General features: G+C 72.5%; 24 protein-coding genes and 1 pseudogene. 5 read left to right on the top strand and 20 right to left on the bottom strand.

From position 1 onward, the window contains the following. Window positions 1–180: 180 nt before the first annotated feature. The 6 genes from rlmN to rpsB form a co-directional block, all read right to left on the bottom strand. Entirely contained in the window at window positions 181–1,287 is a 1,107-nt protein-coding gene (gene rlmN / locus RM844_RS23835; RefSeq protein ID WP_311669409.1) for a 23S rRNA (adenine(2503)-C(2))-methyltransferase RlmN, read from the bottom strand. 77 nt (window positions 1,288–1,364) lie between these two features. Next, window positions 1,365–2,264 carry a phosphatidate cytidylyltransferase gene (locus tag RM844_RS23840; RefSeq protein ID WP_394814587.1) on the bottom strand — a complete coding sequence of 300 codons (900 nt, stop codon included), beginning with the start codon at window positions 2,262–2,264 and terminating at the stop codon, window positions 1,365–1,367. Between the two features lie 48 nt (window positions 2,265–2,312). Further along, the gene (gene frr / locus RM844_RS23845; RefSeq protein ID WP_311669411.1) at window positions 2,313–2,870 is read right to left on the bottom strand and encodes a ribosome recycling factor; all 558 of its coding nucleotides are present in this window, start codon (window positions 2,868–2,870) and stop codon (window positions 2,313–2,315) included. A 40-nt stretch (window positions 2,871–2,910) separates the two neighbouring features. Then, entirely contained in the window at window positions 2,911–3,648 is a 738-nt protein-coding gene (pyrH, locus tag RM844_RS23850; RefSeq protein ID WP_311669412.1) for a UMP kinase, read from the bottom strand. A gap of 207 nt (window positions 3,649–3,855) precedes the next feature. Next, the gene (gene tsf / locus RM844_RS23855) at window positions 3,856–4,692 is read right to left on the bottom strand and encodes a translation elongation factor Ts (RefSeq protein ID WP_311669413.1); all 837 of its coding nucleotides are present in this window, start codon (window positions 4,690–4,692) and stop codon (window positions 3,856–3,858) included. A gap of 170 nt (window positions 4,693–4,862) precedes the next feature. After that, complete coding sequence (rpsB, locus tag RM844_RS23860) at window positions 4,863–5,765, bottom strand: 30S ribosomal protein S2 (RefSeq protein ID WP_311669414.1); 903 nt, start codon at window positions 5,763–5,765, stop codon at window positions 4,863–4,865. 487 nt (window positions 5,766–6,252) lie between these two features. On the opposite strand from rpsB, the gene RM844_RS23865 reads away from it, so the two are divergent. The 5 genes from RM844_RS23865 to RM844_RS23885 all read left to right on the top strand — a co-directional run bounded on the left by RM844_RS23865 (window position 6,253) and on the right by RM844_RS23885 (window position 11,083). Then, the gene (locus RM844_RS23865) at window positions 6,253–6,639 is read left to right on the top strand and encodes a YraN family protein (RefSeq protein WP_311669415.1); all 387 of its coding nucleotides are present in this window, start codon (window positions 6,253–6,255) and stop codon (window positions 6,637–6,639) included. Beyond that, window positions 6,639–8,246, top strand: a complete 1,608-nt coding sequence (locus tag RM844_RS23870) for a YifB family Mg chelatase-like AAA ATPase (RefSeq protein WP_311669416.1) — start codon at window positions 6,639–6,641, stop codon at window positions 8,244–8,246. The genes RM844_RS23865 and RM844_RS23870 overlap by 1 nt, the downstream gene beginning before the upstream one ends. Beyond that, window positions 8,243–9,397 carry a DNA-processing protein DprA gene (dprA, locus tag RM844_RS23875; protein WP_311669417.1) on the top strand — a complete coding sequence of 385 codons (1,155 nt, stop codon included), beginning with the start codon at window positions 8,243–8,245 and terminating at the stop codon, window positions 9,395–9,397. The genes RM844_RS23870 and dprA overlap by 4 nt, the downstream gene beginning before the upstream one ends. 143 nt (window positions 9,398–9,540) lie before the next feature. Then, window positions 9,541–10,383: an RNA polymerase sigma factor WhiG gene (gene whiG / locus RM844_RS23880; protein ID WP_311669418.1), complete on the top strand. Its 843-nt coding sequence runs from the start codon at window positions 9,541–9,543 to the stop codon at window positions 10,381–10,383. A 139-nt stretch (window positions 10,384–10,522) separates the two neighbouring features. After that, complete coding sequence (locus RM844_RS23885; RefSeq protein ID WP_311669520.1) at window positions 10,523–11,083, top strand: TetR/AcrR family transcriptional regulator; 561 nt, start codon at window positions 10,523–10,525, stop codon at window positions 11,081–11,083. A gap of 143 nt (window positions 11,084–11,226) precedes the next feature. Here the strand turns inward: RM844_RS23885 and RM844_RS23890 are convergent. From RM844_RS23890 to ffh, 14 genes and pseudogenes are all read right to left on the bottom strand, one after another. Continuing rightward, window positions 11,227–11,772, bottom strand: a pseudogene (locus RM844_RS23890) (peptidoglycan DD-metalloendopeptidase family protein); the annotation flags it as partial. Between the two features lie 109 nt (window positions 11,773–11,881). After that, window positions 11,882–12,217 carry a DUF2469 domain-containing protein gene (locus RM844_RS23895; protein ID WP_311669419.1) on the bottom strand — a complete coding sequence of 112 codons (336 nt, stop codon included), beginning with the start codon at window positions 12,215–12,217 and terminating at the stop codon, window positions 11,882–11,884. 13 nt (window positions 12,218–12,230) lie between these two features. Beyond that, a complete protein-coding gene (gene lepB / locus RM844_RS23900) occupies window positions 12,231–12,998 on the bottom strand; it encodes a signal peptidase I (protein ID WP_311669420.1) in 768 nt (255 codons plus the stop codon). A gap of 57 nt (window positions 12,999–13,055) precedes the next feature. Further along, entirely contained in the window at window positions 13,056–13,784 is a 729-nt protein-coding gene (gene lepB / locus RM844_RS23905; RefSeq protein ID WP_394814583.1) for a signal peptidase I, read from the bottom strand. A gap of 106 nt (window positions 13,785–13,890) precedes the next feature. After that, the gene (gene lepB, locus RM844_RS23910; protein WP_311669421.1) at window positions 13,891–15,213 is read right to left on the bottom strand and encodes a signal peptidase I; all 1,323 of its coding nucleotides are present in this window, start codon (window positions 15,211–15,213) and stop codon (window positions 13,891–13,893) included. After that, window positions 15,206–15,919 carry a signal peptidase I gene (lepB, locus tag RM844_RS23915; protein WP_311669422.1) on the bottom strand — a complete coding sequence of 238 codons (714 nt, stop codon included), beginning with the start codon at window positions 15,917–15,919 and terminating at the stop codon, window positions 15,206–15,208. The genes lepB (RM844_RS23910) and lepB (RM844_RS23915) overlap by 8 nt, the downstream gene beginning before the upstream one ends. Window positions 15,920–15,949: 30 nt before the next feature. Continuing rightward, entirely contained in the window at window positions 15,950–16,297 is a 348-nt protein-coding gene (rplS, locus tag RM844_RS23920) for a 50S ribosomal protein L19 (RefSeq protein ID WP_311669423.1), read from the bottom strand. A gap of 131 nt (window positions 16,298–16,428) precedes the next feature. Then, window positions 16,429–17,238 (bottom strand): tRNA (guanosine(37)-N1)-methyltransferase TrmD, encoded by an 810-nt coding sequence (gene trmD / locus RM844_RS23925; RefSeq protein ID WP_311669424.1) that lies wholly within the window; start codon window positions 17,236–17,238, stop codon window positions 16,429–16,431. Continuing rightward, window positions 17,235–17,804: a ribosome maturation factor RimM gene (gene rimM / locus RM844_RS23930; RefSeq protein WP_311669425.1), complete on the bottom strand. Its 570-nt coding sequence runs from the start codon at window positions 17,802–17,804 to the stop codon at window positions 17,235–17,237. The genes trmD and rimM overlap by 4 nt, the downstream gene beginning before the upstream one ends. A gap of 124 nt (window positions 17,805–17,928) precedes the next feature. Next, complete coding sequence (locus tag RM844_RS23935; RefSeq protein ID WP_122184000.1) at window positions 17,929–18,168, bottom strand: RNA-binding protein; 240 nt, start codon at window positions 18,166–18,168, stop codon at window positions 17,929–17,931. Between the two features lies 1 nt (window position 18,169). Continuing rightward, window positions 18,170–18,595, bottom strand: coding sequence for a 30S ribosomal protein S16 (rpsP, locus tag RM844_RS23940; RefSeq protein WP_311669426.1), 426 nt, complete (start codon window positions 18,593–18,595; stop codon window positions 18,170–18,172). Window positions 18,596–18,743: 148 nt separating this feature from the next. After that, window positions 18,744–19,343 (bottom strand): hypothetical protein, encoded by a 600-nt coding sequence (locus RM844_RS23945; RefSeq protein ID WP_311669427.1) that lies wholly within the window; start codon window positions 19,341–19,343, stop codon window positions 18,744–18,746. 137 nt (window positions 19,344–19,480) lie between these two features. Next, on the bottom strand, window positions 19,481–20,896 hold the full coding sequence (gene proS, locus RM844_RS23950) for a proline--tRNA ligase (RefSeq protein ID WP_311669428.1): 1,416 nt from the start codon (window positions 20,894–20,896) through the stop codon (window positions 19,481–19,483). 65 nt (window positions 20,897–20,961) lie between these two features. Next, window positions 20,962–22,515 carry a signal recognition particle protein gene (gene ffh / locus RM844_RS23955; protein ID WP_311669429.1) on the bottom strand — a complete coding sequence of 518 codons (1,554 nt, stop codon included), beginning with the start codon at window positions 22,513–22,515 and terminating at the stop codon, window positions 20,962–20,964. Window positions 22,516–22,550: the final 35 nt, after the last annotated feature.

The following is a 22,550-nucleotide window of genomic DNA, read 5'->3' on the forward strand; positions in this document are numbered from 1 at the left end:
CCTACCCAGCATGACCTGGGCGAGGTTCGAGGGTCTGCGGCCGGTGCCGCACTCTCAGCGCTGCGAGCGCTCCCCTGTCGGATCGTGCGCCCCGGCCGTCGTGACCAGGACACACGGGTGTTGTGCACGTGTTCGAAAGCCCACGATATCAGGCAACCCGGGACGAGCGCCCCGGCCGGCTCAGCGCTCCGCCGCCGCCAACTGCCCGCATGCGCCCTCGATCTCCTGCCCCCGGGTGTCCCGCACCGTCACCGGCACCCCCCGGGCCTCCAGCGCGGCGACGAAGGCCCGCTCGTCCTCCGGCCTGGACGCCGTCCACTTGGAGCCAGGGGTGGGGTTGAGCGGGATGAGGTTGACATGCGCGCCGCGGCTCTTGAGCAGCCGCCCCAGCAGGTCGGCCCGCCACTCCTGGTCGTTGATGTCCCGGATCAGCGCGTACTCGATGGAGATCCGCCGACCGGAACGCTCCGCGTAGGTCGAGGCCGCGTCCAGCACCTCGCGCACCTTCCAGCGGGTGTTGACCGGCACCAGGGTGTCCCGCAGCTCGTCGTCGGGGGCGTGCAGCGAGACCGCGAGCCGGCAGCTGAACCCCTCGTCGGCGAACCGCAGCATGGCCGGCACCAGGCCGACCGTGGAGACCGTGATCCCGCGCTGCGACAGGCCCACGCCGTCCGGCGCCTCGTCGGTCAGCCGGCGGATGGCGCCGACCACCCGGCGGTAGTTCGCCAGCGGCTCGCCCATGCCCATGAAGACGATGTTGGACAGCCGCGCCGGGCCGCCCGGCACCTCGCCGTCGCGCAGCGCCTTGACGCCGGCCACGATCTGGTGGGTGATCTCCGCCGTGGAGAGGTTGCGGTCGAGACCCGCCTGCCCGGTGGCGCAGAACGGGCAGTTCATCCCGCAGCCCGCCTGTGACGAGACGCACATGGTGACCCGGTCGGGATAGCGCATCAGCACTGACTCCACCAGCGTCCCGTCGTGCAGCCGCCAGAGGGTCTTGCGGGTCGCGCCCTCGTCACAGCTGATGTGCCGCACCACCCGCATCAGCGGGGGCAGCAGCTCGCCGGCCAGCCGCTCCCTGGCCGCGGCCGGGATGTCCGTCCACTCCGCCGGGTCGTCGGCGAACCTGGCGAAGTAGTGACGGGACAACTGCTGGGCGCGGAACGGCTTCTCGCCCAGCGCCACGACGGCCTCCCGGCGCTCCGCCGGGGTCAGGTCGGCCAGGTGCCGGGGCGGCTTGCTGGCGCCGCGCGGCGCGACAAAGGTGAGTTCTCCGGGTGCAGGCATGATGCTCCCAGTGTCGCAGACTCCCCGAGGTGGGGGCGCCGCCCGCCGGACCGCCCGGCCCCGCCCCGGCCGGGGCGTCAGTCGGCGCCGACGAAGACGGCCAGCAGCAGCCAGACCACCGGGGCGGTGGGCAGCAGGGAGTCCAGCCGGTCCATGATCCCGCCGTGTCCCGGCAGCAGCGAACCCATGTCCTTGATGCCCAGGTCCCGCTTGATCATGGACTCGCCGAGGTCGCCCAGCGTCGCGCTGACCGCCACCCCGAGGCCCAACAGCACCCCCTGCCACCAGGTGCCGCCGTCGATCAGCCAGAGCATCGAGAGGGCACCGGCGAGCGCCGCGAAGAACACCGCGCCGGCCAGCCCCTCCACGGTCTTGCCCGGGCTGATCCGGGGCGCCAGCTTGCGCCGGCCGAACCGCCAGCCCACCGCGTAGGCGCCGGTGTCGCTGACCACGGTCAGGAGTATGAAGACCAGCACCCGGCGATGCCCGTCGTCGGCGGCCAGCAGCAGCGCCACGAAGCTCGCCAGGAACGGCACGTAGAAGGCGGCGAAGACCCCGGCCGTCACATCCCGCAGGTAGTCCTCAGGGGCGGAGAACATCCGCCACAGCAGGGTCGCCAGCACGGTCAGCGCCATGGCCGTCCAGGCGCCGTCGGCGCCCTGCAGGTAGCCGGCGACGACGGTCGCGACACCGCCCACCGCCAGCGGCGGGAGCGGCACCCGGATCTGCTTCCGCTCCACGAGCCGGGTGGACAGCTCCCACAGGCCCACCACCACGGCCGCCGCTATCACGACCAGGAAGGCCGGCCGGTAGACGAAGAGCACGGCGAGCGCCGTGCCCCCCAGCCCCACCCCGACGCCCACGGCGGCCCGCAGGTCACGCCCGGCGCGCTTCTTCTGCGGGGGAGTCGGGGGCCCGACCGGCGCCTGCCCGGTGGCCGGGGCCGGCCCCCAGGTTGATTCGTTCACGGATGACAGCGTCTCTCTCGGTCCTGGTCGGTCGGTCCTACGCGGTGCTACCGACCGTCAGACCTCCAGCAGCTCGGATTCCTTGTGCTTCAGCAACTCGTCCACCTGCGCCACGTACTTGGCGGTGGTGTCGTCCAGCTCCTTCTCACCGCGCCGGCCCTCGTCCTCACCGACCTCGCCGTCCTTGATGGCCTTGTCGATGGTCTCCTTGGCCTTCCGCCGGACCCCGCGGATCGAGATCTTGGCGTCCTCGCCCTTGGTCTTGGCGACCTTGATGAACTCCTTGCGGCGCTCCTCGGTCAGCTCGGGCAGCACCACGCGGATGATGTGGCCGTCGTTGGTCGGGTTGACCCCCAGGTCGGAGTCCCGGATCGCCTGCTCGATGTTGCGCAGGGCGGTCTTGTCGAACGGCGTCACCACGGCCATCCGCGCCTCCGGCACGGAGAACGAGGCGAGCTGGTTGATCGGGGTCATGGTGCCGTAGTACTCGGCCACGATCTTGTTGAACATCGCCGGGTGCGCACGGCCGGTGCGGATCGCGGCCAGATCCTCCTTGGCGACCACGACCGCTTTCTCCATCTTCTCCTCGGCCTCGAGGAGGGCTTCTTCGATCACCACGTGCTCCTGGTTCGATGTGTTTTGCGCTGACGGCCCGTCAGGCCCGCCGGCCCTGGCTGTTGACGAGTGTGCCGATCTTCTCACCCTTTACCGCACGGGCGATATTGCCCTCGGCGAGCAGCTCGAAGACCAGGATGGGCAACTGGTTGTCCCGGCACAGGGTGATCGCCGTCGAGTCGGCGACCCTCAGGTCCCGGGTGATCACCTCGCCGTAGTCCAGGGCGTCGAACTTCACCGCGTCCGCGTTACGGGCCGGGTCGGAGTCGTAGACCCCGTCCACCCCGTTCTTACCCATCAGCAGCGCCTCGGCGTGGATCTCCAACGCCCGCTGCGCCGCGGTGGTGTCGGTGGAGAAGTACGGCATCCCCATGCCGGCGCCGAAGATGACCACCCGGCCCTTCTCCAGGTGCCGGACGGCCCGCAGCGGGATGTAGGGCTCCGCGACCTGCCCCATGGTGATCGCGGTCTGCACCCGGGAGTCGATGCCCTCCTTCTCCAGGAAGTCCTGGAGCGCGAGGCAGTTCATCACCGTCCCGAGCATGCCCATGTAGTCGGAGCGAGCCCGGTCCATGCCGCGCTGCTGGAGCTCGGCCCCCCGGAAGAAGTTGCCGCCCCCGATCACCACGGCGATCTGCGCGCCGTCCCGCACCACGGCCGCGATCTCCCTGGCCATCTTGTGCACGACGTCGGGATCGACCCCGAGCCCGCCACCGCCCGCGAATGCTTCACCCGACAGCTTCAGCAGGAAACGGCGGGGTTTGTCGACCTGGTTCATGGACCTCTCCTCGTGCACACGCCAAGGAGGCCACTGCCAGCGGACCTTGCGGTACCCCTGCTCGGCAATGGCCTCCTCGTCACAACTGCGGTCGCCCGGGCCGCCACGACACCGCGCGCGGCCGGACGGCCTTCCGCCCGACAATAGCGGTGACCCGCCCGGGACGCGGCCGACGGCGCGACCCGGGGCGCCACGCGCCGGGCGGGATCAGGCTCCGACGCGGAAGCGGGCGAAGCCCTCGACCGAGACGCCGGCCTCGGTGACGATCTTCTGGACGGACTTCTTGTTGTCCTTGGCGAAGGGCTGGTCGAGCAGCACCTTCTCCTTGAAGAAGCCGGTGACCCGACCCTCCACGATCCGCGGCAGCGCGCCCTCCGGCTTGCCCTCCTCGCGGGCGGTGGCCTCGGCGATGCGGCGCTCGTTCTCCACCACGTCGGCCGGGACCTCGTCGCGGGTCAGGAACTCGGGCGAGAACGCGGCGATGTGCTGCGCGACGTCCTTGGCCACCTCGGCGTTGGCCTCCGAGAGCTGGACCAGGACGCCGACCTGCGGGGGCAGGTCCGGGCTGGTGCGGTGCAGGTAGCTGCCCACGTAGCCGCCGGAGAGGCGGGCGAAGCGGTCCAGCACGATCTTCTCGCCCAGCGAGGCGTTGGCCTCGTCGACGAAGACCTGCACGGTCTTGCCCGGCTCGATCTCGGAGGCGAGCAGCGTCGCCAGGTCCGCCGGGGCGGTGGCGAAGACGTGGTCCGCGACCTGCTGGGCGACGGCCTGGAACTTGTCGCCCTTGGCGACGAAGTCCGTCTCGCACTTCAGCTCGACCAGCACGCCGGTGGTCTGGTCGTCGGCGATGACGGCGACGACGGCGCCGTTCTCGGCGGTGCGGCTCTCGCGCTTGGCCACACCCTTCTGACCCTTGACGCGGAGGATCTCCACGGCCTTGGTGACGTCACCCTCGGCCTCGTCGAGCGCCTTCTTGCAGTCCATCATGCCGGCGCCGGAGAGCTCACGGAGCTTCTTGACGTCGGCGGCGGTGAAGTTCGCCATGGTTACGTGATTCTCTTCCCGGATCTCGTCGTTGGGGTCGCTGGGCTCGCTTGGCGCTGCCGCCGCACCGACCGGAGACGGCGGTGCGGGGGCCGTCTGTCGAAAGACCCCGCACCGCCCGTGCTCTCTCAGCTGTCTTGCCTACCGGGCCCGGCGGGCCCGGGCCTGCGTCAGGCGTTCTCGCCGGCCGGCTGGGCCTCGGCGGCCTCCGGGGCGGCGGCCTCCGGGGCGGCCTCGGCGGCCGGCGCCTCGGCGGTCTCGGCCGCGGCCTCCTCGGCCGGCTTCTGCTCGGCCTTCTCCTCGGCACCGGTCAGCAGCGCGCGCTCCCACTCGGGCAGCGGCTCACCGGCGGGCTTGTCGCCCTCCTTGGCCTGGCTGGCACCGGAGCGGGCGATCAGACCCTCGGCCACGCCGTCGGCGATGACCCGGGTCAGCAGGGTGACCGAGCGGATCGCGTCGTCGTTGCCCGGGATCTTGTAGTCGACCTCGTCCGGGTCGCAGTTGGTGTCGAGGATCGCGACCACCGGGATGTTCAGCTTGCGCGCCTCGCCGACGGCGATGTGCTCCTTCTTGGTGTCCACGATCCAGACGGCGCTGGGCACCTTCTGCATCTCGCGGATACCGCCGAGGGTCTTCTCCAGCTTGGCCTTCTCGCGGGAGAGGACCAGCAGCTCCTTCTTGGTGAGGCCGGAGGCGGCCACGTCCTCGAAGTCGATCTGCTCAAGCTCCTTGAGGCGCTGGAGCCGCTTGTGCACGGTCGAGAAGTTGGTGAGCATGCCGCCCAGCCAACGCTGGTTCACGTACGGCATCCCGACCCGGGCCGCCTGCTCGGCGATGGCCTGCTGGGCCTGCTTCTTGGTGCCGACGAACATGACGGTCCCGCCGTGCGCGACGGTCTCCTTGACGAACTCGTAGGCGCGGTCGATGTACGACAGCGACTGGAGCAGGTCGATGATGTAGATGCCGTTGCGCTCGGTGAAGATGAAACGCTTCATCTTCGGGTTCCAGCGGCGGGTCTGGTGCCCGAAGTGGACGCCGCTCTCCAGCAGCTCCCGCATCGTGACGACGGCCATGGCCGTTCTCCTTGTGTGCAGACTCGGTTGTCAGCGCCGACCGGAGGGCCAGCGCTCCTGACGCCCCTGACGCGCGGTGCCGAGGCCGCCTTCGTGCGACTGCCACGGACCGAGACGCGCGGCCACCGAACACGCGCCGGGCGGAGCCGGCGCGCCCCCGACGGCGGGGCGTGCGAGGTCGATCCGGAGACCCGGATCGCCACGAGAAGTGTACGGGACCCCGGCAAGGCCGGGCGACAGCCCGTCGACGCCCCTCGACCGACCGCGGTCGGAACCGGCCACCACGCCCCCGCGAACCTCCGCGGGACCGCCCGGCGAGGCCTCCCGCCAGGATGCCCCACACCGGGCGACTCTCACGCAGGGTGATCACCGGGACGCCACCAACCACTCGAAAGGGTGAGGAAGTTATCCACAGGCCCCGGGTTTTCCACCAAGATCCACTTCGCTCGAACGGATCGGTCACAGTGCGTGACGGAGGTGATGCGGCATGAACGAGCGAGGTGCGCTGGGCCGCTTCGGCGAGGAGGTCGCCGTGCGTCGGCTACGCGGGGCGGGGATGGCCGTCCTGGAGAGGAACTGGCGCTGTCGCGCCGGAGAGATCGACATCGTGGCGGTGGAGGACGGCCCGGCCGGCCGGGCCGTGGTGGTGTGCGAGGTGAAGACCCGCCGGGCCAGCGGCTTCCAGGCCCCGTTGGCCGGACTGTCGCCGGCCCAGACGGGCCGGCTGCTCCGGCTGGCCGAGCGGTGGTTGGCCGAGCGCTGGCTGACAGCACACGCGGGCCCGCCGCTCGGCGGGGTGCGGATCGATCTGGTCGGGGTGCTGCTGCCGCGGCGCGGCGCCGCTCTGGTCGAGCATGTCCGGGGGGTGGCGTGATGGGGTTCGCGCGTACCTGTGCGGTGGCCCTGGTCGGGGTCGAGGGCGTGGTGGTCGAGGTGCAGGCCGATCTGGAGCCGGGGGTGGCCGCGTTCTCCCTGGTGGGGCTCGCCGACAAGTCGCTGTCCGAGAGCCGGGACCGGGTGCGGGCCGCCGTGGTCAACTCGGGCGCCCCCTGGCCGCAGAAGAAGCTGACGGTGGGGTTGAGCCCGGCCTCGGTGCCCAAGTGCGGGAGCGGGTTCGACCTCGCGGTGGCCTGCGCCGTGCTGGCGGCGGCCGAGCGGATCGACCCGAGGTCGATCGCCGACGTGATGATGATCGGCGAGCTGTCCCTGGACGGCCGGGTGCGTCCGGTCCGCGGCGTGCTGCCGGCGGTGCTGGCGGCGGCCGAGGCGGGCTACCGGCAGGTGGTGGTGCCGGAGGCGGCCGCGGCCGAGGCGGCGCTGGTGCCGGAGATGGCGGTGCTCGGCGTGCGCAGCCTGCGCCAGTTGATCGCGTTGCTGGCCGACGAGCCGGTGCCGGAGGAGCCGGCCGATCCGGAGCCACCGCTGCCGGGGCCGGGCCTGGGGCGGGGCTGGGCGCCGCCCGGGCCGCTCGGTGCGCACGGCTTGGATGCCGGCGAGTCGCCGGACCTGGCCGACGTGTCGGGTCAGGCGCTGGCCCGCCGGGCCCTGGAGGTGGCCGCGGCCGGGCGGCATCATCTCTTGCTCAAGGGCGCGCCGGGCGCGGGCAAGACGATGCTGGCCGAGCGGCTGCCCGGGCTGCTGCCGCCGTTGAGCCGGCGGGAGTCGCTTGAGGTCAGCGCGGTGCACTCGGTGAGCGGCTCGCTCCCGTCCGGGCGACCGATGATCGACCGGCCGCCGTTCTGCGCGCCGCACCACTCGGCCTCGATGGCCGCGCTGGTCGGCGGCGGCAGCGGGGTGCCGCGGCCGGGCGCGGTGTCGCTGGCCCACCACGGGGTGCTCTTCGTCGACGAGGCCGCCGAGATGAGTTCCCAGGCGCTGGACGCGCTGCGCCAGCCGCTGGAGTCCGGCTGCGTGGTCGTCGCGAGGTCGGCGGGCATGATGCGGATGCCCGCCCGGGTGCTGCTGGTGCTGGCGACGAACCCGTGTCCCTGTGGCCGCCACGGCTCGCCGCTGGGCGACTGCGAGTGCCTGCCGGGGACGGTCCGGCGGTACCGGGCGAGACTCTCCGGGCCGCTGCTGGACCGGATCGACCTGCGGGTGCCGGTGGAGCCGGTCAGCCGGGCGGAGCTGATCGCGCCCGCGGGCGGGGAGCCGACGGCCCTGGTCGCCGGGCGGGTCCTGGCCGCCCGGCGGCGGGCGGCCAGACGACTGGCCGACACTCCCTGGGAGACCAACAGCGAGGTGCCCGGGCACGCCCTGCGTGCCAGATGGGCGCCGACGCCCGGCGCCCTGGCCAGGGCCGAGCAGGACATGGACCGCGGGCTGCTCACCGCCCGCGGTCTGGACCGGGTGCTCCGGGTCGCCTGGACGGTGGCGGATCTGGCCGGCCATGACCGGCCCACCGCCACGGATGTGGACGCCGCCCTCGAGCTGCGTACCGGGGTGCGCCGGGGTGCCGGGCTCGCGGGGAGCCTGCCGTGAGCGCGGAGCGGCTCGCCCGGGCCGCGCTGGCCCGGGTCGTGGAGCCGGGGGACGTGCTGGTCGGGCGGTGGCTCGGGGAGTTCGGGGCGGTGGCGGTCTGGGAGGCCCTCAGCCGGCGGGGCCGGGCGCTGCCGGGGGCGAGCGCGGAGCGCTGGGCCGGCTGGTCGCTGCGGGCCGAGCGGGCGGAGCCGGCCGCCGATCTGGCGCGGATCGCCGAGCTGGGCGGCCGGTTCCTCTGCCCGGGGGATCGGGAGTGGCCTCGGCAGCTGGCGGATCTGGGGCCGGCGGCGCCGATCGGACTGTGGGTGCGTGGCCCCTGCTCGCTGCGCTTCGTCGCGGTCCGGGCGGTGGCCCTGGTGGGCGCCCGTGCCTGCACCGACTACGGCTCCCATGTGACGGCCGAGTTGGCCACCGGGTTGGCCGAGCGGGGGTGGACGGTGGTCTCGGGCGCCGCCTTCGGGATCGACGGGGCGGCGCACCGGGGTGCGTTGGCGGTCTCCGGGGTCACGGTCGCCGTGCTCGCCTGCGGGGTGGATGTCAGCTATCCGCTGGCGCACCGGGAGCTGTTGGACCGGATCGCCCGGGGTGGGCTGCTGGTCGCTGAGTTGGCGCCGGGCGACCATCCGACGCGCGCCCGCTTCGTCCAACGGAACCGCGTGATCGCGGCGTTGACCAGGGGGACGGTGGTGGTGGAGGCGGCGCGGCGCAGCGGCGCGCTGAACACGGCGCGGCACGCGACGGAGCTCGGTCGGCATCTGATGGCGGTGCCCGGCCCGGTGACCTCGGGGCTGTCGGCGGGGGCGCACCGGCTGATCCGGGCCGAGGCCACGCTGGTGAGCAGTGCCGCCGAGATCATCGAGTTGGTCGGGGAGATGGGCGAGTTGGCGGCGCCCGAGCCGGTCCCGCTGGTCCCGCGTGATCTGTTGGCGCCGCGGGCGGCCGCGGTGTTGGACGCCCTGCCGGTGGAGGCGGCCGCGTCGCTGCGGGAGGTGGCCAGGGAGGCGTGCACGGGCGAGGAGGAGGCGCGCGCCAGGCTGGGCGAGCTGGTCGCGCTCGGCTTCGTCGAACGGGTGGGCGAGCACTGGCGGTTGCCCACCGGGTCAACCCGACACGCGCGGGTGGTGATTGCGCGGGCCGCGGGTGGCGCGTAGCCCCAGCGTGCGGGCAGCGGAACGTATCTGCGGACCCGTGGCCGAACGATGCCTGCGCGATGCGACCTCCCAGTCACGCTACGCTCACAGTGTTCTATCGCCAGAACCCCCCAGACCCCCCGCAGAACGGCACAAGACGACGTATGCCCCAGCACTCCCCCGGGCCTTGGCACGTGGCGCAGGCTGCACCGGACGTGGCGGCGGGCGCCACGGTCCCCACGGCGCCCTCCGCGCTCGACGAGCTGTGGCGTGCCTACAAGTCCACCGGCGACGAGCGGCTGCGCGAGCAGCTGATCCTGCACTACTCGCCCCTGGTGAAGTACGTGGCGGGCCGGGTGAGTGTCGGGCTGCCGCCCAACGTCGAGCAGGCGGACTTCGTCTCCTCCGGGGTGTTCGGACTGATCGACGCGATCGAGAAGTTCGACCCGTCGCGCTCCATCAAGTTCGAGACCTACGCGATCACCCGCATCCGGGGCGCCATGATCGACGAGTTGCGCGCGCTGGACTGGATCCCGCGCTCGATCCGGCAGAAGGCCCGCGCGATCGAGCGGGCCTACGCCACGCTGGAGGCGTCGCTCCGGCGGACCCCTTCGGAGGCCGAGGTGGCCCGCGAGATGGACATCCCGCTGGAGGAACTGCACTCCGTCTTCAGCCAGTTGTCCCTGGCGAACGTGGTCGCCCTGGAGGAGTTGCTGCACGCGGGCGAGACCGGCGGAGACCGGCTGAGCCTGATGGACACCCTGGAGGACACCGCGGCGGACGACCCGGTGGAGGTGGCCGAGGACCGGGAGCTGCGACGGCTCCTGGCCCGGGCGGTCAACACGCTGCCGGAGCGGGAGAAGACGGTGGTGACCCTCTACTACTACGAGGGGCTGACGCTGGCCGAGATCGGCGCCGTCCTCGGCGTCACGGAGAGTCGGGTCAGTCAGATCCACACCAAGTCCGTGCTCCAGCTGCGGGCCAAGCTCGCCGACGTCACCGGCTGAGCGGCGCCCGGCGGTCGCCGGACGCGCCGGTCCCGGGGGCCGGCCGCGCGCGGAAGCCGTCGTGCGGCCCGTCGCCCGGCCGTCCGACGGCGCGCGGAGCCCCTAGAGTGGGAAGGTGCCCAGGATTCGAGCGGCCACGGTGGCCGAGCACCGCACGATGCAGCGTGGCGCCCTGTTGGAGGCCGCCCGCTCCCTGCTCGTCGAGGGGGGCGCCCGCGCGCTGACCTTCGCCGCGCTGGCCGAGCGCACCGGCCTGGCCCGCTCCTCGGTCTACGAGTACTTCCCCTCACGCGGCGCCCTGGTCGCCCAGCTGTGCGCCAACGACTTCCCGCTCTGGGCGGCCGAGGTCACCGCGGCGATGGACGCGGCCGACTCCCCCAGGGAGAAGATCGCCGCCTATGTGCGGCAGCAGCTGGCGCTGGCCACCGACCAGCGACACCAGGCCGTGGTGGCGATCTCGACCAGCGAGCTGGACGAGGCGGCCCGCGGCGAGATCAGGGCCGCCCACCGCGGGCTGGCCGAGTTGGTCGTCGAGCTGCTGCGGGAGCTGGGCCACCGGGAGCCGCTGGTGGTCGCCGGGCTGCTGCGCGGGCTGGTGGACGCGGCGGTCAGGGCCGCCGCCGGCCCGGACGCCCCCGCACCCGAGCGGATCGCCGAGCTGGCCGTCGCCGTCGCCCTGGACGGGGTCGCCGGCGCATAGCCGGTCGACGGCTCGGGCACGCCGAGGGTGGGCAGCAGCCGGGCCGGCCCGTGCCGCAGGAGCCGCTCGGGCAGCAGGGACAACGGGTCCTGGTAGGCCGTGCCACGCAGCAGACCCCAGTGCAGACAGGCCGGCCCGCAGTGCGACGCCGTCCCCGCCGTCAGCGTCCCCAGGGGCTGACCGGCGCTGACCCGCTCGCCCTCCCGCACCTGCGGCCGGACCGGCTCGTGGGTCAGCCGCAGCGGCGGCTCCCCCGTCCCGGCCAGCTCCACCGTCACCACGCCGCGCCCGCCCACCGGCCCGGCGAAGGCGACCCGGCCCTCGGCCACCGCCCGCACCGTGGCCCCCGGCGGCGCCGCGAGGTCCACCCCGCGGTGGCCGGCCGCCCAGGGCGTGGCCGGCGGGGCGAAGGCGCGCGTCACGGTGGGCCGGTCCCCGCCGTCCACCCCCGGCACCGGCCACTCCGAGGCCATCGGCTCGACGCGGGCCCCGGAGTCACCCCCGGCGGCGGGCCGGGAGCCGGTGGGGCCGGCCTGGGCCGGTCGGGCCATTCCGGCGCGCTCGCCGGCGAGCCCCCGGTCGGCGGCCGGGGCCAGGGCACGAAGGGCGGGCGCCCCGGCGGAGAGCACCAGCGGGAGCAGGAGCAGCGGGAAGAGCGGGACAGCCAGTCGGCGGGAACACAGACGCATACCCCGCAGCGTGACAGTGCGGCGACCTCAGCAGGGGGCGGAGCGCAAATCTGTGGACAACCAGGGCACTGACCGGAAAGTGCTCACCCGTGAGGGTGAAACCGATGCACTAGCCGCCGCGCCCGCCCCGGAAGCCGGAATCCTCCGGCAGGTCGAGCTCGCTGCGGTTCAGCTCCTCGATGTTCACGTCCTTGAAGGTGAGCACCCGCACCTGGCGGACGAAGCGGGCCGGTCGATACATGTCCCACACCCAGGCATCAGCCATGGTGACCTCGAAAAATACCTCTCCCTGGACCGAGTGGACCTGCATCTCGTAGTCGTTGGTGAGGTAGAAACGGCGCTCGGTCTCGATCACGTACGTGAAGAGCCCGACCACGTCCCGGTACTCGCGGTAGAGCTTCAGCTCCATCTCGGTCTCGTACTTTTCGAGATCCTCGGCACTCATGGCGTGATCCCCTTCAGCCGCGCGTCCCCTCATTGTGCGTCACCGAGGACCCGCGCACGCCATCGCGTCGGGAACGTGTGGTCAGCCGGGCGACCGGGCCGTAGAGACCGCCGAAGACGATCAGCACCGCGCCGCTGCCGGTCGCCCACACCAGGGGCCAGAGGGGCCCGTCGCCGGAGACCCCGCCCGGCTGCCCGGCGAAGCCGTCCGCGTCGGGCAGCGATCCGATCCGGTCGAACGGCCAGAGCGTGGCCGTGACCCGCCCCGAGACGGCCTCCCGCGGCACCGTCCCCGGCTCGCCCTCGGCCAGCAGGCTCCGGGAGTCCAGGGAATCGGAACGGTCGTCGCCCAGCAGGAACAGCTCACCCTTGGGAACCTCGGCGTCAAAACCGGTCGGGGAGGCCGCCCGCTCCCCCTCGTCGAGGTAGGGCTCCTCGATCGGCTCGCCGTTCACCAGCAACAGTCCCGTGTCGTCGTCACAGCAGGCGACCGTGTCGCCACCGACGCCGACCACCCGCTTGATCATCGGCAGGTCACCCCAGTCGGCGTCCCGGAAGACGACCACATCGCCCCGGTGGACCTCGTGCCCCTCGACCCGCTCGGCCAGCACCCGGTCCCCCGAGGCCACCGACGGCGCCATCGAGTCCGTCGGCACCGTGTACGGCTGGTAGAGAAAGGCGGCGAGTACGAAGCCCCCCAGGAACAGCACACAGCCGAGCCCGACGGCCAGATTGGACAGCGCGCGGCCGACCCGCCCACCACGGCGTGGCGTCCCGCTCATCGGCGCCCCCTCCTGATTGTTCTCAGGGGGTGACCCTACCCATCGGGGCGCCGCCGATCAGCCCACCGGGCCTCGCGTCCACGCCGGCTGGCCCGCCGCGGCGCGACGGCGCCGCCAGAGCACCAGCGGCACCGCACCGGCCAACGCCACCGCACCCGGCGCGCCGACGGCGGCCTGACCTGCCAACGCGTCCAGCGAACCCGGCACCGGCAGCGTCCCCCAGCGGCTCACCGGCCAGGCGATGACCACGGCCCGGCCGACCACGTCGTCCTCGGAGACGGTGCCCTGGAAGGCGAGGTTCTGGTGGTAACGGGAGTCGAGCGAGTCCTGGCGGTGGTCCCCCATGACCCACAGCCGGCCCTCCGGCACCTCGATCGGGCCGAACGGACGGTCGTCGCACGGGGTGTTGCCCGGGTAGAGGTAGTCGCTCTCGTCAACGGCCTCGCCGTTGACCAGCACCGAGCCGCCCTTGTGGCACTCCACGGTGTCCCCGCCGACCGCGATGACCCGCTTGATCAGGTCCTGGTCCTCGGCGGACGGCATCAGGCCGATGCCGCTCAGCACGTCCTGCACACGGGCGCCGAAGCCCTCGCTCCGCGGGGCCTCCCCCAGCCAGCCGCCCGGGTCGTGGAAGACCACGACCTCCCCGCGCTCCGGCTTGTTGCCGAACCACGGGGTGAGCTTGTCCACCAGCACCCGGTCACCGCGTTGCAGGGTGTTCTGCATCGAGTCCGAGGGGATGGAGAACGCCTGGAGCAGGAAGGTCTTGATGACGAGCGCCAGCACCACGGCGATGCCGATCAGGATCGGCAGCTCCTTCCAGAAGGAGCGCTGCTTGCGGGGGGCCTTGGGCCGGGCCAGGAACGGCAGCCTCCGGGCGAGGAAGCCCGGCTTACGCCTCCCCTCGGCCCGATGGCCCCCCGTCGGCTCCGTCGGCGACGCGGCATCCGCCGTCCCGGCAGCTCCCGCGCCGGGAGCGCCGTCCGCGCCGGCCCTGGCGGGCGGATCCGCCCCGGGGGGACCATCGCCGGGTGACCCGCCAGCCGGACTCACCGGACGGTCCTCCGGCCCCTCCGCGTCGGATCGAGCACCCACCGCCACATCCCCCACTTCCACTCCTCACGCTACGCGTTGACCGGTCCGCGGGCCGCAGAAGACCCACCACACCCATAACGAGCGGGAGTTCCGCAGGGATCGGGAGGGTGAGCTTTTCCTCGGCGCCGTCCGCGTCCCGGGCCCGCTGGGCCGCCCGGGTCTCGTCGGTGTCCCGGGCCTCGACGGCGTCGGGGTCCGGATCGGGGACCCCGGCGAACGCCTCCGCGTCGCCGAGCCGCTGCCAGTGCCCGAAGGGCCAGGCGATCACCATGGCCCGACCGACGACCAACTCCTCCGGTACCGTACCCTGCCAGCCGTCGTCGAGGTGGTAGCGGGAGTCCGCGGAGTTGGACCGGTGGTCGCCCATCACGAAGAGGCGGCCCTCGGGGACGACCACCTCGAACTCGATCTGCGAGGGTGGGTTCCCCGGGTAGAGGTAGGGCTCGTCCAGCGCGACGCCGTTGACCGTGATCCGGCCGTCCTCGGCGCAGCAGACGACGGTGTCCCCGCCGACCCCGATCACGCGCTTGATCAGGTCCTGGTCGTCCGCGGACGGCAGCAGACCGATCCAGGTCAGGAAGTCCCTGGCCTGTTTGATGCCGACCGGGGGGTCGCCGCCCGAGTCGGCGACCACCTCGGAGTCCAGCCAGCCGCCCGGGTCCTGGAAGACGATCACGTCCCCGCGCGACGCCTCCCAGCCGAACCAGGGCGTGAGCTTGTCGACCAGTACCCGGTCGTCGATCCGGATCGTCTCCTCCATCGAGCCGGAGGGGATCACGAAGGCCTGCACCAGGAAGGTCTTGAGCACCAGCGCGATCAGCAGCGCGGTGCCGATCAGGAGCGGTATCTCCCGGGTGGCGCGCAGCCGTCGACGGCGCTTGATGCGCTTGGCGGCCCGCCGGCGGGCCGCCCGGCCCTCGCCGGGCCCGCGCAGCGTGGCCGGGGGCTCGTCGGCCGCCGGCGAATCGGCCGGGGCCGCGCCGGGCCGGGCCGCGTGTCGCGCCCAGGGCGGCTCCTGGCCGGCCTCGGGCGTGCCGTCCGGGGCCTGGCCGTGCCCCTTCACCGGCCGACGCCCGGGCTCCTCGCCCCGACGCCCGCGCGGCCGGCCTCGCTCACCCATGGTCCGACCGGAGCGACGTCCAGTGACCGATGGGCCAACCCACCCACTCGGCCCGCCCGATGACCTTGTCCTCGGGAACGGTGCCACCCCCCGGGGAGCCCAGATACTCCCGGGAGTCCGCCGAGTCAGAACGGTGGTCGCCCATTACCCACAACCGTCCCTCGGGCACTCGAATATCAAACCTGACATTCGAAGGTTTGTCCCCCGGATACAGATATGGCTCCTCCAGCGGCTCGCCGTTGACCTCGATCCGACCCTCGCTGTCGCAGCAGCGCACCTGGTCCCCACCGATACCGATCACCCGCTTCACGAAGTCGGAGTCGGACGACCTGGCCAGCCCCACCGTGCTGGCGGCCGTCCGCAACAGGCCCTCCAACAGCCCGGGCTCGGCCTCCTCCGCGACGAAGGAGCCCGAGCCGTCGAAGACCACGACGTCCCCGCGCTGTACCTCGCCGCCGAAGCTGTAGGCCAGCTTGTTCACCAGGACGCGGTCGCCCACCCGGAGGGTGTTCTCCATGGAGCCGCTGGGGATCACGAAGGGCTGGATCACGAACCTGCTGACCAGCGAGGTGATCACCACCGTAGCCAACGCCACTGACAGCCAGAAACGCGTCGAGCGCGACCAGCGTCTCCTGGACTTCGGGGAGTCGGAGGGCTGGTCGCGCTCGGGAGGCTCGTCGGGAGCCGGCGCGGGTGAGTCGGTCACGCGGAGATGCTAACCGCCCGCGCGGGCGGGTCAGTTCTCCCGCTTCTCCTTGATCTTCGCGGCCTTGCCACGCAGGTTGCGCAGGTAGTAGAGCTTGGCCCGGCGGACGTCACCACGGGTCACGACCTCGATCTTCTCCGCCACGGGGGTGTGGACCGGGAAGGTGCGCTCGACGCCGACGCCGAAGCTGATCTTGCGGACCGTGAAGGTCTCCCGCACGCCGGAGCCCTGCCGGCGGATGACGACGCCCTTGAACTGCTGCACCCGGGAGCGGTTGCCCTCGATGACGCGCACGTGGACGTTGACGGTGTCGCCCGGCCGGAAGGCGGGCACGTCCTCGCGCAGGGAGGCGCTGTCGATGCTGTCCAGGAGGTTCATGGCCTGCTGCTTTCCTCGTCGCTGCCACAGGTCAGCGACGGAACGTCGAAGAGTGGGTGTGGTCCGGCCCGGCGCTCCGGCGGCGTTGGTCCCCCTGTGGCGGGGTCGCACGCCCGGCGTGGGCCAGCGGTCTATTCTTCCACGGCTTGTGACGCCCGCCAAAATCGGCCGTCCGGCCCCGGCGCCCAGCCCAGCTCGGCCAGCGTCGCCCGGTCGTGCTTGTCGAACCCCGCCGGGTCGCAACCGGCGATCAGGTCCGGCCGGTTGGCGCTGGTGCGGCGCAGCGCCTCGTCCCGCCGCCAGCGGGCGATCCGGCCGTGGTGGCCGCTGCTGAGCACCTCGGGGACGGGCCGGCCGCGCCACTCCGGCGGCTTGGTGTAGACCGGCCCCTCCAACAGCTCGGCCATCGCGCCGGGGGCGAACGAGTCGTCCCGGTGCGAGTCGGCGTTGCCCAGCACCCCGGGCAGCAACCGGGCGATGGCCTCGACCATCACCAGCACCGGGGCCTCGCCGCCGGCCAGCACGTAGTCGCCGACGGACAGCTCGCGCACGTCCAGCCGTTCGCCGTACTCCTCGATCACCCGCCGGTCGATGCCCTCGTAGCGGGCCGGGGCGAAGACCAGCCAGGGCTCGGCCGCCAGCGCCACGGCCTGTTCCTGGGTGAACGGCCGACCGCTGGGGGTGGGGACGATCAGCACCGGCCGGCCGGGGCCCGACCCCAGCACCTCGTCCAGCGCCGCGCCCCAGGGCTCCGGCTTCATCACCATGCCGGGGCCGCCGCCGTAGGGGGTGTCGTCCACCGTGTGGTGCCGGTCGTGGGTCCAGGAGCGCAGGTCGTGGACACGGACGTCGAGCTGGCCGCGGGCCCTGGCCTTGCCGACCAGCGAGACGTGCAGCGGCTCCAGGTACTCGGGGAAGATCGTGATGACGTCGAGTCTCATGCGTCGGCCTCGTCGGCCCGCCCGTCCCGCTCGTCCACGTCGTCGCCCTCGTCCACGTCGTCGAGCAGCCCGGGCGGCGGGTCGATGACCACCAGGCCGCGCTCCAGGTCCACGGTGGGCACGATGGCCTCCACGAACGGGACGAAGGCCTCCCGGCCGTCCGGCCTGGTCACCACCAGCAGGTCCTGGGCCGGCAGGTGGGCCATCTCCCGCACCTCGCCCACCCTGGCCTCGTCGCCGACGGTCACCACCGTCAGGCCGATCAGCTGGTGGTCGTAGAACTCCTCCGGATCGTCGGGGAGTTGGTCCGGGTCGACCTCGGCGACCAGCAGCGTGTCGCGCAGCGCCTCGGCCGCTTCCCGGCTGGTGACCCCGGCGAACCTGAGCAGCAGCCGACCGCTGTGCACCCGGCCGGTCTCGATGGTCAGCGGCCCGGTCTCGGCCGGCTCGGTGGCCAGCACCTGGCCCGGCGCCAGCCGCTGCTCGGGCTCGTCGGTGCGCACCTCGACGGTGACCTCGCCCTTGATGCCATGGGCGCGACCCACGCGCGCGACGACCAGTTGCACTGTGCTTCCGTTCCTCGCTGGATGATGGCCGCCGGGCCCGCGCGGTCGCGGGCCGGGCGGCGGAGATGACGTGAGGGCCGGGTGCGGTTCGCACCCGGCCCTCACGGTGATGCCACGTAACGCCTCAGCGGACCTCGTCCGCGTCGACCAGGTCGACGCGGATGCCCTTGCCGCCGAGCGCGCCCACGACCGTGCGCAGGGAACGCGCGGTGCGGCCGTTGCGGCCGATGACCTTGCCGAGGTCCTCGGGATGCACCCGGACCTCCAGCACACGTCCCCGGCGCAGGGTGCGCGAGGCGACCTGGACCTCATCGGGATGATCGACGATGCCCTTCACCAGGTGCTCCAGGGCCTCTTCGAGCATCTCAGCCCTCAGAGGACTCGGCCGGGGTCTCGGCCTTCTTCTCGGCCTTCTTCGCCTTGGGGGTGATGGCCTCGCCCTTGGGCTCGCCACCCGACTCCTTGGCGGCGGCCTCGAAGGCGGCGCGGCGGTCGGGGCGGGCGGCCGGCTGCTTCAGGGGCGGCGGGGCCGGCAGACCCCGGAACTTCTGCCAGTCGCCGGTGGCCTTCAGGATGGCCAGCACGGGCTCGGTCGGCTGGGCGCCGACACTCAGCCAGTGCTGCACGCGGTCCGAGTCGACCTCGATGCGCGACGGGTTCTGCACCGGGTGGTAGAGGCCGATCTCCTCGATGGCCCGGCCGTCCCGGCGGGTACGAGCGTCGGCGACGATGATGCGGTAGTGAGGCGAACGGATCTTGCCCAGACGCTTCAGCTTGATCTTGACTGCCACGGGTGTGGTGTCTCCTGCGTGATTGACGTGGTGGACCCGACAACGCCGCGTGGGGATGCGGCGGATCAAGGCCCGGTGGACGCGTCAGCCGAAGGAGAGAGGGTCCTGTGCGACTGTCGAGTTCAGCGGCCCATTCTGCCACAGCCGGTCAGGAGGACGCTCCCACGGTGACCGCTTCCACAATCTGGAAGGGCTTCTTGCAGGCTCCGCAGACGATGGGCGCCTGGGCGAGCACCGAGGGCACCACCCGGACGTTCCGACCGCACTCGCAGACCGCCTTGACCCGCACCCCGCCACCGGAGGAGCCGTGGCGGGCCGCCGGCCCGCGGAAGCTCCGCTTGGTGTCGCTGGCGGTGGCGGCCAGGTGGGCCTTGAGCGCCCGCTGGAGCCGCTCGGCGGTGGGGCGGTAACGGCGCTTGGTCTCCGGGCTCATGGTGACCAGGGAGAAGCCGCTGCTGGGATGCGGGTCCTCGGGGTGGTCGAGCCCCAGCTCCTCGGCGATCGCCAGGAAGCGGCGGTTGTGGTAGCGCCCGGCGCGCGAGGTGTCCCGGACACCCCGGGCGGCGGCGATGCCGTGCACCGCCTCGTGCAGCAGGCGTTCGAAGGAGAGTTCCGCGCCACAGGCGGACGAGGACTCCCCGATCAGCGATTCGGGCGCGGCCAGGTCCGGCAGCTCCGGGTGGTGCCTCTGGATGTCGGCCCACGCGTGTGCCAGCTCGGCGGCGAGAACTGGTGGTGTCGTGCTCACGTCGTCCTTAACGAGCGACTCCCCCGCTGTGTTCCGATTCCGGGGCAAGTCTGCGAATTTGCACTTACCCGTCAGTTCGGCGTGTACACGGGACGTGCCCGGGGCGGTGCCTGACCGTCCCGGGCACGTCCTGGGGCTCAGTAGGAACGGCCCACCACGGCGAGGGTGCCGGGGGCGTCGTCGGAGACCGGCACCGAGCCGTCCTCGGCGACCAGGCAGCGCACCGTGGCCGCGTCCTCGGCCAGCCGCTTCTCGCCCTCGGCGCCGACCTCCGACCAGGGCAGCCGGGCCCAGTTGCCGGACTTGGCGGCCTCGGCGGCCTCCTCGATCGTCCGCACGTCGAAGGTGCGGCTCTCCCGACGCTCCCTGGACTGCCGCAGCAGCGTCTCCTGGTCCTCCTCCAGCGCGGTGGGCACCACACTGGGCAGCGCGTCGATCGCGACCGGCTCCTTGCCGCCCGGGATGCGCCGGGCCAGCATCGCCGTGCCGGCCTCCAGGTCGCGCGGGCCGACCTCGACCCGGACCGGCACGCCCTTCAGCTCCCAGTCCACCGCGCGGCGGCCGAACGGCACGTCGGTGCGGTCGTCCACCTCGACGCGCACCCCGGCGGCGGCGAGCTGGGCGCCGATCTCCCGGACCCGGGCGAGCACCGCCTCGTCGCCCTTGATGGCGAGCACCACGGCCTGCACGGCGGCCAGTCGGGGCGGCACCCGCAGCCCGTTGTCGTCGCCGTGCGACATGATCAGCCCGCCGACCATCCGGGTCGAGGCGCCCCAGGAGGTCTGCCAGACCAGCTCGCGCTCGCCGTCCCGGCCCAGGAAGCGGGTGTCGAAGGCGCGGGCGAAGTTCTGCCCCAGCTCGTGGCTGGTGCCCATCTGGAGGGCCTTGCCGTCGCCCATCATCGCTTCCAGCGTGAGGGTGTTGATCGCGCCGGCGAACCGCTCGGACGGCGTCTTCCGCCCCAACACCACGTCGATGCCGAGGATGTTGGTCATCACGTCGGCGTAGACGTCGGTGTGGATCAGCGCCGCGAAGTCCCTGGCGTCCTCGTAGCTGGCGTGCGCGGTGTGCCCCTCCTGCCAGAGGAACTCGGTGGTGCGCAGGAAGACCCGCGGGCGCATCTCCCAACGGACCACGTTGGCCCACTGGTTGATCAGCAGGGGCAGGTCACGGTAGCTCTGCACCCACTTGGCGAAGTACTCGTTGATGATGGTCTCGGAGGTGGGCCTGACGACCGCGGGCTCCTCCAGCTGCTTGCCGCCGCCGTGCGTGACCACGGCCAGCTCCGGGGCGAAGCCCTCGACGTGCTCCGCCTCCTTGGCCAGGTAGGACTGCGGGATGAGCAGCGGGAAGTACGCGTTCCGCGCGCCGGCGGCCTTGATCCGGGTGTCCAGCTCGGCCTGCATCCGCTCCCAGAGACCGTAGCCGTACGGTCGGATGACCATGGTGCCGCGCACCGGGCCGTTGTCGGCCAGCTCGGCCTTGTTGATCACGTCCTGGTACCAGCGGGGGAAGTCCTCCGCCTGGGGGGTGAGTACGGGAGCCTTTGCCATGGCGCAGATGGTACGGGGGAACGGGCCGCAAGCGTGAATCGGTCGGCCCGCTCCCCCGCCCGGCGTCACTTCGGCGGCAGCATGTCCCGGAACTCCTTGGGCAGGTCGAAGTCGCCCGGGTCCTGGCCGGCGCCGGGGATGCCGAAGGTGCCGCCCTCGTCCTGCCGGGTCGCCGCCGCCTGCTCCTCGGCCTGGCGCTTCATCGGGTTGCCGGAACGCCGGCGCCCCTTGGCCTTCTTCTGCTGCTTGCCCTTGCGCTTGCCGGCGCCGGGGCCGCCCATCCCCGGGATGCCCGGCATGCCGGGCACGCCGCCGCCCTGGGCCATCTTGGACATCATCTTGCGGGCCTCGAAGAACCGCTCCACCAGGCCCTTCACGGCGCTGACGTCGACGCCGGAGCCGCGCGCGATGCGGGCCCGGCGGGAGCCGTTGATGATCTTGGGGTCGGCCCGCTCGCCCGGCGTCATCGACTTGATGATGGCGGCGGTGCGGTCCACCTCGCGCTCGTCGAGGTTGTTGATCTGCTCCCGCATCTGCCCCATGCCGGGCATCATCCCGAGCAGCTTGGAGATGGAGCCCATCTTGCGGACCTGCTCCATCTGGGACAGGAAGTCGTCGAGCGTGAACTCCTTGGGGCCCTTGGCCAGCTTGCTGGCGAGCTTCTCCGCCTCCTGCTGGCTGAAGGTCCGCTCGGCCTGCTCGATCAGGCTGAGCACGTCGCCCATGCCGAGGATGCGGGACGCCATCCGGTCCGGGTGGAAGGCGTCGAACTCGTCGAGCTTCTCGCCGTTCGAGGCGAACATGATCTGCCGGCCGGTGACCTGGGCGATCGACAGCGCGGCACCACCCCGGGCGTCACCGTCGAGCTTGGAGAGGACCACGCCGTCGAAGCCGACGCCGTCCCGGAACGCCTCGGCGGTGGTGACCGCGTCCTGGCCGATCATCGCGTCCACGACGAAGAGGATCTCGTCGGGGCTGACCGCGTCCCTGATGTCGGCGGCCTGCCGCATCAGCTCCGCGTCGATGCCGAGCCGGCCGGCGGTGTCGACGATGACCACGTCGTGCTGCTTGTCCCTGGCGTAGGCCACGGAGTCCTGCGCGACCCGGACCGGGTCGCCCACGCCGTTGCCCGGCTCGGGGGCGAAGACCGCCACCTCGGCGCGCTCGGCGACCACGGTCAACTGGTTGACCGCGTTGGGGCGTTGCAGGTCGCAGGCGACCAGCAGCGGGGTGTGGCCCTGGGCCTTGAGCCAGCGGCCCAGCTTGCCGGCCAGGGTCGTCTTGCCCGCGCCCTGGAGGCCGGCGAGCATGATCACCGTCGGCGGGTTCTTGGCGAACCGCAGCCGGCGGGTCTCGCCGCCGAGGATGCCGACCAGTTCCTCGTTGACGATCTTGATGACCTGCTGGGCCGGGTTGAGCGCCTTGGAGACCTCGGTGCCCTGGGCGCGCTCCTTCACCTGCTTGATGAAGGCCCGGACGACCGGGAGGGCGACATCGGCCTCAAGCAGGGCGATGCGGATCTCCCGCGCCGTGGCGTCGATGTCCGCCTCGCTCAGCCGGCCCTTGCCCCTGAGGTTCTTGAACGTCGCCGCAAGGCGATCGGAGAGTGTGTCGAACACGGCGCTGGCGAATCCTTACACATCGGCGGTCTGGT

It is taken from the genome of Streptomyces chisholmiae (assembly GCF_031845445.1).
In the GTDB taxonomy this organism is placed as follows: Bacteria; Actinomycetota; Actinomycetes; order Streptomycetales; family Streptomycetaceae; genus Streptomyces; species Streptomyces chisholmiae.